General features: G+C 53.9%; 10 protein-coding genes. 7 read left to right on the forward strand and 3 right to left on the reverse strand.

The genetic code is table 11. The features are described 5' to 3' along the window. Positions 1-1,020 (forward strand): CobW family GTP-binding protein, encoded by a 1,020-nt coding sequence (locus ACW44H_RS17190; protein ID WP_457505745.1) that lies wholly within the window; start codon positions 1-3, stop codon positions 1,018-1,020. A 32-nt stretch (positions 1,021-1,052) separates the two neighbouring features. On the opposite strand, the gene ACW44H_RS17195 is transcribed toward ACW44H_RS17190, so the two are convergent. Then, positions 1,053-3,773, reverse strand: coding sequence for a bifunctional diguanylate cyclase/phosphodiesterase (locus tag ACW44H_RS17195; RefSeq protein ID WP_457505746.1), 2,721 nt, complete (start codon positions 3,771-3,773; stop codon positions 1,053-1,055). A 241-nt stretch (positions 3,774-4,014) separates the two neighbouring features. Here ACW44H_RS17195 and ACW44H_RS17200 point away from each other — a divergent pair, with 241 nt between their 5' ends. Then, positions 4,015-4,920: a LysR family transcriptional regulator gene (locus ACW44H_RS17200; protein WP_457505747.1), complete on the forward strand. Its 906-nt coding sequence runs from the start codon at positions 4,015-4,017 to the stop codon at positions 4,918-4,920. Positions 4,921-4,993: 73 nt separating this feature from the next. On the opposite strand, the gene ACW44H_RS17205 is transcribed toward ACW44H_RS17200, so the two are convergent. Then, complete coding sequence (locus ACW44H_RS17205) at positions 4,994-6,511, reverse strand: NCS1 family nucleobase:cation symporter-1 (protein WP_457505748.1); 1,518 nt, start codon at positions 6,509-6,511, stop codon at positions 4,994-4,996. 537 nt (positions 6,512-7,048) lie between these two features. Between ACW44H_RS17205 and ACW44H_RS17210 the strand changes: the two genes are divergently transcribed. From ACW44H_RS17210 to ACW44H_RS17230, 5 genes are all read left to right on the forward strand, one after another. Further along, positions 7,049-7,915 (forward strand): nitrilase-related carbon-nitrogen hydrolase, encoded by an 867-nt coding sequence (locus tag ACW44H_RS17210; RefSeq protein WP_113269331.1) that lies wholly within the window; start codon positions 7,049-7,051, stop codon positions 7,913-7,915. A gap of 44 nt (positions 7,916-7,959) precedes the next feature. Continuing rightward, positions 7,960-9,399 carry a dihydropyrimidinase gene (gene hydA, locus ACW44H_RS17215; protein WP_457505749.1) on the forward strand — a complete coding sequence of 480 codons (1,440 nt, stop codon included), beginning with the start codon at positions 7,960-7,962 and terminating at the stop codon, positions 9,397-9,399. 40 nt (positions 9,400-9,439) lie between these two features. Beyond that, the gene (locus ACW44H_RS17220) at positions 9,440-10,819 is read left to right on the forward strand and encodes an NAD(P)-dependent oxidoreductase (RefSeq protein ID WP_457505750.1); all 1,380 of its coding nucleotides are present in this window, start codon (positions 9,440-9,442) and stop codon (positions 10,817-10,819) included. Then, the gene (gene preA, locus ACW44H_RS17225) at positions 10,816-12,159 is read left to right on the forward strand and encodes an NAD-dependent dihydropyrimidine dehydrogenase subunit PreA (protein WP_457505751.1); all 1,344 of its coding nucleotides are present in this window, start codon (positions 10,816-10,818) and stop codon (positions 12,157-12,159) included. Before ACW44H_RS17220 ends, preA begins: the two co-directional genes overlap by 4 nt. Positions 12,160-12,314: 155 nt before the next feature. After that, on the forward strand, positions 12,315-13,196 hold the full coding sequence (locus tag ACW44H_RS17230; protein ID WP_457505752.1) for an ABC transporter substrate-binding protein: 882 nt from the start codon (positions 12,315-12,317) through the stop codon (positions 13,194-13,196). Between the two features lie 99 nt (positions 13,197-13,295). Here ACW44H_RS17230 and ACW44H_RS17235 read toward each other — a convergent pair whose 3' ends face one another. Further along, complete coding sequence (locus ACW44H_RS17235) at positions 13,296-14,996, reverse strand: methyl-accepting chemotaxis protein (protein ID WP_457505753.1); 1,701 nt, start codon at positions 14,994-14,996, stop codon at positions 13,296-13,298. Positions 14,997-15,145 lie beyond the last annotated feature (149 nt).

A 15,145-nucleotide genomic window follows, 5' to 3' on the forward strand; every position in this document is an offset into this window, starting at 1 on the left:
TTGGCAGGGTTAGCGAAATTAAAGACACCGGTGCATATCATTACCGGTTTTTTAGGCAGCGGAAAAACCACGCTTATCCACAGCCTGATTGAGCAGAAGCCTGTGGATGAAAAGTGGGCCATTCTAGTTAACGAATTTGGCCAAATTGGCATTGATCAAGCCATGTTCGACGCACGCGATGACATCGTTATCAAAGGGCTACCGGGCGGTTGCCTGTGCTGTCAGCTCGCCTTTGTGCTCCAGGCAGCGCTGGTTAATTTATTGGCACGTAGCAAACCCGATCGAGTGATTATCGAGCCATCCGGCCTCGGCCACCCGGCGGGGCTGCTGGACTTACTCCGTGGAGAAGCCTTTCATGATGTAGTCGACGTGCACGATATTATTGCCACTCTCGACCCCCGCCGATTAGAGGATGCCCGAGCACGTCAGCACGAAACCTTTCGCGATCAGCTCGATATAGCCGATGCCGTGGCGCTCACCATGCTCGACCAGAGCACACCCGAGCAACTCAACGCTGCTCATGATTTTGTGGCGAAGCGTTGGCCGCCGCGCAAATGGGTACATGAAGCCCAGCAAGGTGAGCTACCGTTTGCGCTATTGACCCAGAGCGGCAGCGCCGAAGCCAGCAATAAAGACATGCCTACCAGTCATCAGCAGTTGGCGGCAACGCCAAGCCTGGAAGGAACATTCTTTGATTTTCCGCCACCGCCCGGTAAGCCTCAGTGTGAAACCGGCACGGCGCTGGGATATACCAGCACAGGATTACGCTGGCACCCAAGCGAGCGTTTTGAGCTGGATCGGCTAGCCGCCTGCTTAGGGGAACTACCACGGGAGGCACGTATTAAAGGGGTATTCCATACCGATAACGGCTGGAAACGCCTCAACCGTGCTGAGGGTACGCTCAGCGTTGAAAGCAGTGCTTGGCGGCAAGACTCCCGGCTGGAGGTCATTCTCCCCGATACGCTGGCCCGCCAGAATGTTGATATCGAAGCCCTCCTGCTCTCTTTGGCGATACTTTAAAATGAATGGCTTGTTGGTTCGACATAAAGGGTTTAATAAACCGGCATCAGTTCTTCAATCGCTTCAACCGTCACCGGGCGTCCAAAGAGATAGCCTTGATAAGCATGGCAGCCATGGGACAATAGCCACGCCTGCTGCGCTTCGGTTTCTACGCCTTCAGCGATAACCTCTAAGTTAAGGCTCTTCGCCAAGGCAATTGTACTCTCAACGATCGCTGCGTTCGCTTGGCTTTCAAGCACCTGATGAACAAACGATTGATCGATTTTTAGTTGATCCAGTGGCAATTGGGCCAAATAGGCTAGCGACGAATAACCCGTACCAAAATCGTCCAAAGCGAAGCGCACGCCTTGCGCTTTAAGGGCGAGCATTTTTTCCCGAGCCTCATCGCGAGCTTCCACAAACAGTGATTCAGTCACTTCCAGCTTTAAACGGCAAAGTGGTGCCTGAGTACGCGCAAATACCCTTTCTACACGGGACAGAAAATCCTCATCACGGAACTGAAGCGGGCTGATATTAACCGATATTGTCAGTTCTCGGAGCAATGGGTTCTGCGCCCAACGTGCCAATTGACAGCAGGCGCTTTCCAATACCCATTCACCTACATCGTTAATCAGCTCCATGCTTTCCAGCAGCGGAATAAACTCACCCGGGGACACCATGCCGCGCTCGGGGTGCTGCCAGCGCAGCAGCGCTTCCACGCCGGTAATAGTGCCGAGGTGATCCACTTGGGGTTGGTAATAGAGTATCCACTGCCGGTTTTCTTGCGCTTGACGTAGGTCCGCCTCTAATTTCACATGGGCCAACAGCGCTGCCTGCATTGAAGGATCGAAAAAGCATACGCCGTGGCGGCCGTTACTCTTAGCCTGAAAGAGCGCCATGTCCACTTGTTGCAGATAGTCGTCTACGCTGTGTTCATTGCTGACCATGATGGTAACGCCAATACTGCCCGATACGATGACACTTTCCTCGGCAAGCACGATGGGCGTGTTAAGAGTCGCCAATAATTTATAGGCGATACGCTCAGCAAGCTGAATGGTTTGCGCATGGCTGCTGTCAACACCCTCAATTAACACTGCAAACTCATCGCTCCCCAGCCGCGCTAAGGTATCAGTATCGCGTAACATTTGGCTCATGCGCCGAGCCACACTCTGCAATAGCTGGTCACCCGCGTAGTGCCCCAGAGTGTCATTGATTTGCTTAAAGTTATCGATATCGACAAAGAGCAGTGCGCCGCACCGCTGATGGCGATGTAGCTCTTTAATAGCAGCACCCATGCGGTCCATAAACAGGCGCCGATTGGCGAGCCCGGTCAATGGGTCATAAAATGCCAGTTGATGTATCTCTTGCTCAGCGGCTTTGCGCTCGCTGATATCACTCATAGTGGCCACGTAGTGGGTCAGCACATTGGAGGGGTTATATACTGCGCTGACCGTTAGCCATTCAGGAAAAAGCTCGCCGTTCTTACGCTGGTTCCAAATCTCACCTTCCCAATTACCTGTTTTGGCAAGTCGTTTCCATAAACGTCGATAAAACAATGCGTTGTGATGATCAGAGCTAAATTTGCGTGGGTTTTTACCGATAACATCAGCGTCGTCATAACCGGTAATACGCTTAAAAGTGTCATTTACTTTAAGAATAAAACCTTCAGCATCGGTAATAAGTATCCCTAAATGCGTCTGGAAGGCAGCGGCGGATATTTGCGCTTCAGCTCGTGCTTGTTCACGCTCTAGGATACGCTGCTGCAATTGATGGGCTAACGCCAATCGGTTGAGATAGTGTCGCACGCCCCAGGACCCAAGCAGTGCAAGAGCGCACATTACCAGTGTTAGTACCAGAGCGCGCTGTCGCCACCCAGCCAGCAGTTGTTGAAGGTCAACACCCACTATGGCCAGCATTGGGTAATCACCTACTCTTTGCATACGAAATAGACGCTCACGACCATCAATGGGGGAGACCGCTCTTAATGACCAAGCGGTCTCACCACTTTCCAGCTCTCTTGCCTCCTCCTGAGAAGCTCGCTCGCTCGCAATGTTCAAGCCGATAGGAAATTGCTCTCCTGGGGAGGGGTGTCTAGCAATTAACTTCGAATCAGAATCGATCAATGCAATGCTCTCGCCCTCATACACGTGCATCTGATGAAGTGCATCGGCAAATACGCGCGGAACAATGCGAGCAATCACAACGCCTGCAAAATCGCCGTTTGGGCTATCTAAGCCTCGACCATGGTACAAATAGAACTGCTGTTCACTTTCAGACCAGTAAAGCGGCGTTACTAGTTCCCGCTGCCCGCCTTGCTTAAACGCATTAAAAAACTGCGTTTCGCTGATATCAACATAGGCATTGGCATCGTCGCTGCCACTCGCCAGCATTCGCCCTTCAGACCCCAAGACGGCGATCTCATCAACCATAGGTATATACAAGGTAAGATTTTCTAAGGTCCGATGCAGCGCCTGGGCATTGCCAGCTTCAGGCATTCCTTGCAGCGCCAGTAACTCCGCAAGTCCGAATAGTGCTTGACCACTTTGCGCAAAAACACCTTTTGCCCATTCATTGACGACATTAGAACGCGCAGTAATCCGTGACTCGGCGGCCGTTATTTCTTGTTCATACTGCTCGCTCATTAGCCAACCGAAAAGCACCACCATGGCGAAAAGTGCAAGCAGATACAGCGCCACCACATAGCGGCGCTGTTGGCGGTATTTGTGTTTAGCCTTCAAAACATCATCATTAGCATCAATGGAAGTGACAGACATTGCGCAGAGGCCTTATCCAGGTCTCCCCCATGGGGGCACCTGATACAGTGTAAAAATAACTAAAACGATATACTACACGTGCTGCCCCGTGGTCCTACTCGCTGGTGGTAGGCGGTGGTTGTATTCGGGTTGTATTCGATAGTGCCGCGGTGCTTTTATGATGTATACCAGTTTTTATCACCGTTAGTTTACTAACAAGCGCGGCGTTATACATAAATAACCTAACTACCAAGGAATTGTGATGGCATCGCTGAGCCAAATGAGCGACTACGAAATACGCCTAATCCGCATTTTTAAGACGGTGGTTGAGTGTGGCGGCTTTACAGCAGCTGAAACGACACTCGGTATTAGTCGCTCGGCGATTAGCCAGCACATGAATGATTTAGAGGGACGACTGGGCTTTTCGCTCTGCCAGCGTGGGCGTGGTGGGTTTAGCTTAACCGAAGAGGGAAAAGATATTTATCAGGCGGGGCTTACGCTACTCACCGCACTCGAAACCTTTAAAAGCGACGTTAACGCTCTGCACCAAACCATTAAAGGTGAACTGAATATCGGCATTACCGATAACTTAGTCACGCTACCGGCCATGCACGTTACCAATGCGTTGGCAGAGCTTAGCGCACCGGCACATGAAGTAACGTTACATATTTATATGGAGCCTTCTGATGCCATCATTCGAGGCGTGATGGATGGTCACTTACATGTCGGCGTGGTGCCCGCCGTGAACCTGCCCACCAGTTTAGAAACCCGACACCTCTATGACGAGCCTTCGTACCTTTACTGTGCAGCAGGCCATCCACTGTTTGCCAAGCACGATGACAGGCTCGGCTTTGCAGATATCGCCCAATATGCCGCTATTTCGCCCCGTTATCCGCTACCCGCTGAGGCACGCCAGGTACATGATGCGCTCACGTTGCGCGCATCAGCATCCGACCGTGAAGGCGCCGCCTTTTTGATACTTACCGGGCGCTTTATTGGCTTTTTGCCTGAACACGTGGCTGCCCAGTGGGTAGCCGCGGGTAAGATGCGGGCACTGCATGCTGGCACACAACAGTATCGCATCCCGTTTGTGCTTATCACTCGCCATGACCGTCGCCCTAACCGAGTCGTCGACGCGTTTTTAAGTTTCGTAAGAAGCGCAGAGTAAAAAAAGCTCGGCACTGAGCCGAGCTTTTTTATATAAACCGTGGTTACGTAAACCTTACCCTATAACAGGCGATTTATGGTTGCTCGGTTACCTCGCTGACCATCATCGGCGCAGGCCCCGCCTGTGGCGATGACGCCAATATTCGGCTTGCCACGTAGTAAACAATGGCCCCGAGCGCCGAGCCGGTGAACCAACCATAGTCATAGAACCAGTTCATGGTGCCCGTTAGCAATGACAGTAGGGTGAGCGCTACCGGCACACCAAAGGCGATAAAACCGGCAATATTGATAGCAGGGTAAGCATGGTCATCCATATAAAGACTAGGCACATCCAAACGCTGCTTTTTAATTAAGAAGTAATCCACTGCCATAATCCCGGCGATGGGACCTAACAGACTTGAATAACCGAGTAACCAATTGGAATACATCTGTTCAAGAGAAACTCCCGGAGGAATAAGCCCTGCTTTTTGCAGCAGATCGTAGCCCATCAACAAGACACCCACCGCGCCAGTCATCAGCACACCACGCGTCTGGTTAATCAATTTGGGCGCAATATTCTGAAAATCATTGGTAGGCGACACGATATTGGAGGCCGTATTGGTCGAGATAGTGGCGATAATGATCAGCAACATCGCCATCACTACCCAGAAAGGGCTGTCGATATAGCCAATCAGCCGCACTGGGTCAGCAACAGTTTGGCCCACCAGCGTTTCAGACGCCGCTGTTAATACCACCCCTAGCGCGGCAAAAAAGAACATGGTTAGCGGCAAACCGATTACCTGTCCGACGATCTGGTCTTTTTGGCTTTTGGCAAAACGACTGAAATCAGGAATATTCAGCGATAATGTCGCCCAAAAACCCACCATGGCGGTTAAGCCTGCGAAGAAGTAGCCGTACACTGAGGCCCCTTCAGGGCGCGAAGGCGGCTGCGCTAACAGCTCGGTCATCGACATGTTTGGCCACGCCCATACCATAAGCCCCACGCCAACGGCTAACAGCAATGGTGCCGCTAGGGTTTCCAACCACTTAATTGATTCCGCTCCGCGAATTACCACGTAAAGGTTCATCGCGCCGAACACAAAAAAGCCGATGACTTCCCCGATGCCACCAAGCGCTGCCCAGGCAGGCACAAGTTCAGATAGCAGTAGATGAATTGCCAACCCACCGAACATGGTTTGAATACCAAACCAACCACAGCCGACTAATGCGCGCACCAGGCAAGGTACGTTAGAACCTAATATACCGAATGAAGAACGCAGTACTACTGGAAAGGGAATGCCAAACTTGGTGCCTGGAAATGCATTCAAGGTAAGCGGGATGAGTACAATCACGTTGGCCAGCAAAATTGCGAATAATGCTTCCCCCACGCTCAAGCCAAAGTAGGCAGTTAACACGCCACCCAACGTGTAGGTAGGCACGCAGATCGACATCCCGACCCACAGTGCGGCGATGTTCCACTTCGTCCAGGTTCGCTCACTCGCCTGGGTAGGTGCAATATCCTCATTAAAGCGTGAACTACCGCTTACATCGTTGCCTACATCAAGCTCTATCAGCCCACCCCGATCCACCATCTGAGAGGTTATTTTCGTCATTGGTCTCTCCTAAGTGTTATCCGCTTCCCAGAAACCCTCACGGTCTGAGGTTGTTTTAAGCAATAAGCATGCCGACACACCCGCTGCCAGCACTTAACCTATTGATCAAAAACTGTCTTCCAGGACAAGAATTTTATTTTTATCATTTTATTACTGCTCTTTAGCCAACTTAATAACTGACGGACTAAAGAAGGCTAGATCAAAAAAAATATTTGCACCAACTTTAAGCGTTAAACATAACCTTAAACCCCTCAAATTTAAGTTAACTATTTGTTTATTAAAAATAATAAAAAAACACGAAAACAGTGCAACGCTTCACCATATTAGTGAAAAGTCGGTTATAAAATAAGAAAGTTAAATCAACTCAATGGGTTAAATAGCATTTTTAAAAAACAACACAATAACTTGCTAAAACACTCATCCTGACGATACTTTCCTAAAAGCTGACACAACAGACAACTTTAGAACTCAACCTAAACAACAATATATTCATAACCGCTAATACCAAGAATCAACACAAATAAGAGGGAGCGTCTAATGCAAAAGATGAAAATCGGCCTGATTCAGATGGGCCTTAAAACCAGCACCGACATGGAACCAGCCTCTATTCGCGACGCCATGAACGAAGCGCACCTACCGATGATTCAGCAAGCAGCCGAACAAGGCGTACAGGTATTGTGCTTTCAGGAAGTGTTCAACCAACCCTACTTCTGCCCCAGCCAGGATGGAAAATGGTACGCCGCCGCCGAGCGCGTGCCGGAAGGCCCCACCTGCCAAATGATGCAAAAACTCGCCGCCGAGCACCGCATGGTCATTATCGTGCCGGTGTACGAGGAAACCGAGACGGGCGTTTACTACAACACCGCGGCGGTCTTCGATGCCGACGGCAGCTACCTGGGCAAGTATCATAAAACCCATATTCCCCAAGTGGCCGGTTTCTGGGAAAAATTCTTCTTCAAGCCCGGCCAATCCAACTGGCCGGTGTTCGATACCGCCTACGGCAAGATCGGCGTGTACATCTGCTACGACCGTCACTTCCCCGAAGGCTGGCGGGCATTGGCGCTGAACGGCGCAGAAGTGATCTTCAACCCCTCCGCCACCGTGGCCGGGCTATCCCAATACCTGTGGGAATTGGAACAGCCCGCTTCCGCCGCCGCCAACGGCTGCTTTATCGCCGCTATCAACCGCGTAGGCACCGAAGCACCGTGGAATATCGGCAACTTTTACGGCTCCAGCTACATCGTCAACCCGCGCGGCAAGATCGAAGCCCAGGCCAGCGACACCGACGACGAATTACTGGTACACGAGATCGATTTGGATATGGTGCGCGAAGTGCGCAATAACTGGCAGTTCTTCCGCGACCGCCGCCCCGAAACTTACACCCGCCTCACCGACGGCGAGTAGCCCAGTTAATAAATCCGGTTGTTCAAAGATAGCAGGAGCAAACAATGAGCTTATTAATCAAGGGCGGCACCGTCGTCACCCACGCGAATACCTACCGCGCCGACGTGCTGTGTGTGGACGGTAAAATCCACGCCATCGGCACCGACTTAGACGTACCCGCGGGCTGCGAAACCATCGATGCCAGCGACCAGCTGGTGATGCCCGGCGGCATTGATCCCCATACCCACATGCAGTTGCCCTTCATGGGCACCGTGGCCAGCGAAGATTTCTATACCGGCACGGCTGCAGCCCTCGCAGGCGGCACTACCTCGATCATCGATTTTGTTATCCCCCAGCCGGGCCAGTCGTTGCTGGAAGCTTTCGAGACCTGGCAGGGCTGGGCGGAAAAAGCCGCCACCGACTTTGCCTTCCACGTCGCGATCACCTGGTGGGACGATAGCGTGCGGGAAGAAATGGGCACCCTGGTACACGAACACGGCGTGAACAGCTTCAAGCATTTCATGGCCTACAAGGGCGCCATCATGGCCACCGACGATATTCTGGTGGAAAGCTTCTCGCGCTGCCTGGAGCTGGGCGCGATTCCTACAGTGCACGCGGAAAACGGCGAGCTGGTCTACCACATGCAGCAGAAACTGCTCGCCCAGGGCCTCACCGGGCCGGAAGCCCACCCGCTTTCGCGCCCGCCCCAGGTGGAAGGCGAAGCCGCCAGTCGGGCGATCCGCATTGCCAGCACGCTGGGCGCACCGATCTATCTTGTCCACGTGTCGACCAAAGATGCGGTGGATGAGATCGCCTACGCCCGCCAGCAGGGCCATCCGGTGTACGGCGAGTGCCTGGCCGGCCACCTGCTGATCGACGACAGCGTCTACCAGGATACCGACTGGGGCCGCGCCGCCGCCCACGTGATGAGCCCACCCTTCCGCCCCAAGGGCCATCAGGAAGCACTGTGGCACGGCCTGCAGTCGGGCAATCTGCAGACCACCGCCACCGATCACTGCTGTTTCTGTGCCGATCAGAAAGCCGCGGGCAAGGATGACTTCACCAAGATTCCCAACGGCACTGCCGGGGTCGAGGACCGCCTGGCCGTGCTGTGGGATGAAGGCGTCAACACCGGCAAGCTGTCGCCCCAGGAGTTTGTCGCGCTGACGTCGACCAACACCGCCAAGATCTTCAACCTCTACCCCCGCAAGGGCGCCATTCAGGTGGGTGCCGACGCCGATATCGTGGTGTGGGACCCCAACGGCACGCGGACGATTTCCGCCAAGACCCATCACCAGAACGTCGACTTCAATATCTTCGAAGGCAAGACAGTACGCGGTATCGCCCGCCACACCATCAGCCACGGCAAATGGGTATGGCGCGATGGCGATCTACGCGCTGAGCGCGGCGCAGGCCGCTATCTGGAGCGCCCCGCCTACCCCGGCGTATTCGAACTGCTCGCCAAACGCGCCGAGCTGAATGCGCCGATGGCGGTTAAGCGCTAATCCCGGCCCCACCGAAGCACAGAGCAATGGAGAAACGACCGTGACCCATTCACTTGATCACCTGCCCAGCGCAAAAGAGGTCGGCACCTACGACCCAGCGACGTTGGCAAATAATTTCAGCGACCTTCATCCACCGCTGACGCCGCGCCAGGCCATCATCGAAAGCCAGCGTTGCCTCTACTGTTATGACGCGCCCTGCGTCGAGGCCTGCCCGTCGGACATTGATATTCCGAGCTTCATTCGCCAGATCAGCGAAAACAACATCAACGGCGCGGCGGAGACCATCCTGGAAGCCAACATCCTGGGCGGCAGCTGCGCCCGGGTGTGCCCTACTGAAATACTTTGCGAACGCAGCTGCGTGCGTAACCACGACGCCGAATGCCAACCGGTGCTGATTGGTTTGCTACAGCGCCACGCCACGGATCATATGCAGTTTGATAGCCACCCCTTTAAGCGCGCCGCCAGCACTGGCCGCCACATCGCCGTGGTAGGTGCCGGGCCTGCGGGGCTCTCCTGCGCGCATCGCCTGGCGATACTCGGCCATCAGGTGACCATCTTCGAGGCCGAGCAAAAGCCCGGCGGGCTGAACGAATACGGCATCGCCCGCTACAAGATGACCGATGATTTCGCCCGTAAAGAAGTCGAGTTTCTGCTTGAGATCGGTGGCATCGACATCCAGTACGGCCAGCGCCTAGGCGATCACCTCACCCTCGATACGCTGCGCCAGCAATACGATAGCGTTTTCCTGGGCCTCGGTCTGGGTGCCAGCCGCGCTTTGGCGCTCACAGGAGAAGACGCTCCTGGCCTGATGCCCGCGGTGGCTTACATCAAAACCCTGCGTCAAAGCGATGACTTAGGCAGCCTCGCCGTGGCGAAACGCTGCATCGTGATTGGCGCAGGCAATACCGCCATCGATATGGCCACACAAATGGCGCGTCTGGGCGCTGAGGAAGTCACGCTTATCTACCGCCGGGGCATCGAAGCGATGTCGGCCACCGACCACGAACAGGAGATCGCCAAGGCCAACGGTGTGCGCATGATCACCTGGGCACAGCCCGACGAGATTCTGTTAGATGAGCAAGGCCGAGTGGCGGGCATGCGCTTTGCCAACACCGCTGAGCAGGAAGGCCGCTTAGCGGCCACCGGGGAGACCTTTGAGGTCATCGGGAATGCCATTTTCACCGCCATCGGCCAGGGCTTCGAGGGCGAAAGTTTGCGTGACGCCACCGCTTCTGAACTCGCCCGGGACGGCGAGCGCATCCATGTGGATGAGATGTTTCAAACCTCACTGCCCAACGTTTACGCCGGGGGCGACTGCGTAAAACCCGGCCAGGATCTCACCGTGCAAGCCGTGCAGCACGGCAAGCTGGCCGCCCACGCCATTCACCAAGCGCTTGCCGCCCACCAGGAGGCCGCATGAACACGACGCCTTTCAACACGCTCTCTTTTCCAGGCAAGAAAAACAGTGGCGACAGCGTCGTCAACGGCGTTGATCTGTCGGTGAATTTTGCCGGTATTAAAGCCCCCAATCCGTTCTGGCTGGCTTCTGCACCGCCCACCGACAAAGCCTACAACGTAGTTCGCGCCTATGAGGCCGGCTGGGGCGGGGTGGTATGGAAAACCCTGGGCGAAGAGCCTCCGGCGGTGAACGTCTCCTCGCGCTATTCGGCCCATTATGGCAAAAACCGCGAGGTAATCGGCTTTAACAATATCGAGCTGATTACCGACCGTTCGCTGGAGATCAATCTAAAAGAAATCACCCAGGTGAAGAAGGACTGGCCCGACCGCGCGCTGATCGTCTCGATTATGGTGCCCTGCAACGAGGAGGCCTGGGCATATATCCTGCCGCTAGTGGAAGCCACCGGCGCAGACGGCATTGAGCTGAATCTAGGCTGCCCCCACGGCATGCCGGAGCGCGGCATGGGCGCAGCAGTTGGCCAAAACCCCGACCTGATCGAGAAAGTCACCTACTGGTGCAAAAAGCACTACTCCAAGCCGGTGATTGTCAAACTCACGCCTAACATCACCGATATCCGCGTGGGCGCCCAGGCGGCCCTTAGAGGTGGTGCAGATGCGGTATCGCTGATCAACACCATCAATTCGATCACCAGTATCGATCTCGACAACATGGTCGCCAAGCCCACCGTCGGTCATCAAAGCACCCACGGCGGCTACTGCGGCAGTGCCGTGAAGCCTATCGCGATGAACATGGTGGCGGAAATCGCCCGCGACCCGGCCACGCCAACGCTACCCATTTCCGGCATTGGCGGTATTTCCACCTGGCGGGATGCGGCGGAATTTATCGCACTCGGCGCGGGCAGCGTGCAGGTGTGTACCGCGGCGATGCTCAACGGCTTTCGCATTGTGGAAGAGATGAAAGACGGCCTTTCCCGCTGGATGGCGGAAAAAGGCTACGACTCAATTGAGGCGTTCTCGCGCAAGGCGATCCCCCAGACCACCGACTGGAAGCATCTGGATATCAACTTCAAGACCATCGCCAAGATCGACCAAGACCTGTGCATCGAGTGCGGCCGCTGCTATATCGCCTGCGAGGATACCTCCCACCAGTCGATTGCCAAGCTCACCGAGCAGGGCGGCGCACGCCGCTACGAAGTGATCGAGGACGAGTGTGTAGGCTGCAACCTATGCCAGATCACCTGTCCGGTAGAAAACTGCATTACGATGGTGCCACAAGAAACTGGCCAACCCTTCCTGGCTTGGGATAACGACCCACGTAACCCCTTCCGCGCTGCCTCTTAATTAACGCCGGGTAAAACGCCACCGCCCCCACTGAGTGAGGGCGGTGGCACTCTCCGCAACATGATGTTCCTTCATAAAGTAACGACAAAACACCATTTTCTTGAGAATATGAGAAAATATCGCATATAAAACTTTTTCTCATAAAAGGAAGCACAATGAAGTTACCGACCATCACCACCGCTGTCGCCACCACCGCTGCCGTTACCTTGCTGTGTTCAGCCGTCAGCGCTAACGCCGACCAGCGTATCGCCACTTTTGATTTAGGTAGTTTGGATACCCTTGATGCCCTCGGGTTAAGCGAGCAGGTGGTAGGTGTGCCAAAAGCCAGCTTGCCTACCTACCTTGATCAGTACGCCGAAGAGACCTACACCGATATCGGCGGCTTACGTTCGCCGGATATGGACGCCATCAGTGAGAGCGAACCTAGCCTGATTCTCTACACCGGCCGCCAGGGCGATTGGGAAACCGAGCTTGGCGAAATCGCCCCCCTGCTTAATACCAGCCTGCAAGGTGACGATTATTTAGCCGCTTTTGACGCCAATGTACGCGAGCTGGCCAGCCGCTTAGGCGCGGATAGCGACGCGGAAGAGGCGCTTGAAATTCTGCACGCTGAGATTGAGTCCCAGCGCGAAGCGCTGAGTAACGCCCCTCGCACGCTGGTCGTGACTCATAACGGCGGTAACCTGATGCTCAATCAGCACCCCGTGGTGCACGAAGTGCTGGAGATAGACGCCCTTGAGATGCCCGACAGCGTCACGTCGGAAAAGCGTGGCGAACGTACGTTTACACCGCTTTCTGCTGATGCCATTTCCGAAATTAATCCAGACGTTGTATTAGTGGTTGACCGCAGCGCAGCGATTGGTGATGAGCCCGCCGATGCGGATGCGTTAACCCAAGCACTGTCAGACGCTGGTGCCGAAAAAGCGCAGGTGGTGATGCTGACCCCGGCGCTCTGGTATCTATCCGGCGGCGGTCTGCAGAGTTTGCGTCTACAGATTGAAGAAGTCTCTTCAGCACTAAACACGACAGCTAACTAAGCGCTCACAAAAAAATACCCCCTCTTTACGAGGGGGTATTGCAGCCTAAGTAGCGAGAAATCTAAGTAGCGAGCAATCTCAATGGCGAGAAACGCTAGCTTAGAAAGCTTCCCAATCATCCTCGACGCTACTCTTCGCTGGGCTGCTTGCTTGAGTACGCGACGCCGGACGCAAAAGCGCGGGCTGTTGAGATGAATGCTGTAGCGAATTTTTAGACGAGGTTAGTGGGGCCTGTTGAGTACGGCTCTCCCCTTCCGCTAAACGGAAGGCTGCAACCACACTTTCAAGCCTTGCCGCCTGGTCTTCCAGCGAGCTTGCGGCTGAAGAGGCTTCCTGTACCAGCGCTGCATTCTGCTGGGTCACCTCATCCATCTGGGCAACCGCCTGGTTGACCTGCTCAATGCCCGAACTCTGCTCCTGAGAAGCGGCTGATATTTCGTCCATAATGTCGGTCACACGACGCACCGAAGAGACCACTTCGCGCATCGTTGCACCGGCGCTCTCGACTAATACTGATCCCTCTTTTACCTGGTTTGACGATGCATCAATCAGTGCTTTGATCTCTTTAGCCGCATCGGCACTGCGGCTCGCCAGGTTGCGTACTTCACTGGCCACGACCGCAAAGCCACGGCCTTGCTCGCCCGCTCGTGCTGCTTCCACCGAGGCATTGAGTGCCAGAATATTGGTTTGAAACGCAATAGAGTCGATGACGCTGATAATATCGGTGACTTTTTGTGAGCTATCGGAAATACCATGCATCGTGGTAATAACTTGTTCGACGACTTCGCCACCTTGAACGGCCGTGCTGGAAGCATCGTTGGCCAGTTGGCTCGCCTGGCGGGCATTATCGGCATTCTGTTTTACCGTGGCGGTTAACTGCTCCATGCTGGCGGCGGTTTCCTGCAGCGATGCTGCCTGCTGCTCAGTGCGTGACGATAAATCCGCATTACCACTGGCAATTTCTCGCGCGCCGATATGAATCGAACCACTGCTGTCGCGCACTTCCGACACCGTTCTGGCCAAGCCACTCTGCATATGTTGCATGGCACTAAACAGCTTACCTATCTCGTTACGCCCACGGTCACTCACTTTACCCGACAAGTCGTTCTGGGCAATACGCTCAAAGTGAGTAACCGCCTCATTTAACGGTTTTACAATCGATCCCACCATGGCGATACGAACAAACAGAACCATTAACGCTGCAATTAACAACACCGCTAAATCAATATAGCCAATCAGCTGCATATCATTTTCATAATCGGCAACCATTAGGCCGTTTTGTTCAGCCATGTAGTTGTTATAAGCAGTACTCGCCTCTATAAACTGCTGGTTTAAATCGCTGGCAGACTCCCTTGCATTGCTAAACGCCTCGTCATCGCCTGCGGCCAATGCCGCTTCTTGAGGCGTCAGTCCCTGCTCCACCAAGCGCTGAAAGCTGGTAATCAAGGTTTCCAAAAGAGGTGTCTGAGCACCGATTAACTCGAGTTCGGCAAAGTACTTCTGAGCCTCCTCTTGCATGTCCTGAGCTTCATCCAAGTAATTACTGGCTTTGCGAACATCGCCTTCATAACTCGCGACAAAGTTATTCATATAAAAGAGCTGTGCGTTCGCAATCGACAGTTGACCACGGTTAACCGAGCGCATTTGATCTGCGCCACGGTCGACCTCACTAAGCGACGAGCTACCCTCTTCGTCTGCTCGGTAACCGAGAAACGCAATAATTATTATTAATAGTGAAAAAATTACCAAAAAAAGCGTTAAGCTCGTTTTAATTGAGATATTACTAAGTACACGGTTCATTATGAGGAATGCCTTCAGGCTAGTATATTAGCTATTGGCAATTTATTGAATCTAGCTGGAAACGTTCCAGCGGCTTTAGATTAACTAAAATTTGCCGTTTTTTTGTCTTGAAATATGTGTATCGGCTTGGAAACTATAGACTTTAGTTT

The sequence above is a fragment of the Vreelandella sulfidaeris Esulfide1 genome (assembly GCF_054072535.1).

Bases quoted from the DNA above. Each gene is read 5' to 3' on its own strand.
- ACW44H_RS17210 (WP_113269331.1), top strand. From the start codon at position 7,049: ATGCAAAAGATGAAAATCGGCCTGATTCAGATGGGCCTTAAAACCAGC.
- ACW44H_RS17230 (WP_457505752.1), top strand. From the start codon at position 12,315: ATGAAGTTACCGACCATCACCACCGCTGTCGCCACCACCGCTGCCGTT.
- ACW44H_RS17195 (WP_457505746.1), bottom strand. From the start codon at position 3,773: ATGTCTGTCACTTCCATTGATGCTAATGATGATGTTTTGAAGGCTAAA.
- preA (WP_457505751.1), top strand. From the start codon at position 10,816: ATGAACACGACGCCTTTCAACACGCTCTCTTTTCCAGGCAAGAAAAAC.
- ACW44H_RS17235 (WP_457505753.1), bottom strand. From the start codon at position 14,996: ATGAACCGTGTACTTAGTAATATCTCAATTAAAACGAGCTTAACGCTT.
- ACW44H_RS17200 (WP_457505747.1), top strand. From the start codon at position 4,015: ATGGCATCGCTGAGCCAAATGAGCGACTACGAAATACGCCTAATCCGC.
- hydA (WP_457505749.1), top strand. From the start codon at position 7,960: ATGAGCTTATTAATCAAGGGCGGCACCGTCGTCACCCACGCGAATACC.
- ACW44H_RS17205 (WP_457505748.1), bottom strand. From the start codon at position 6,511: ATGACGAAAATAACCTCTCAGATGGTGGATCGGGGTGGGCTGATAGAG.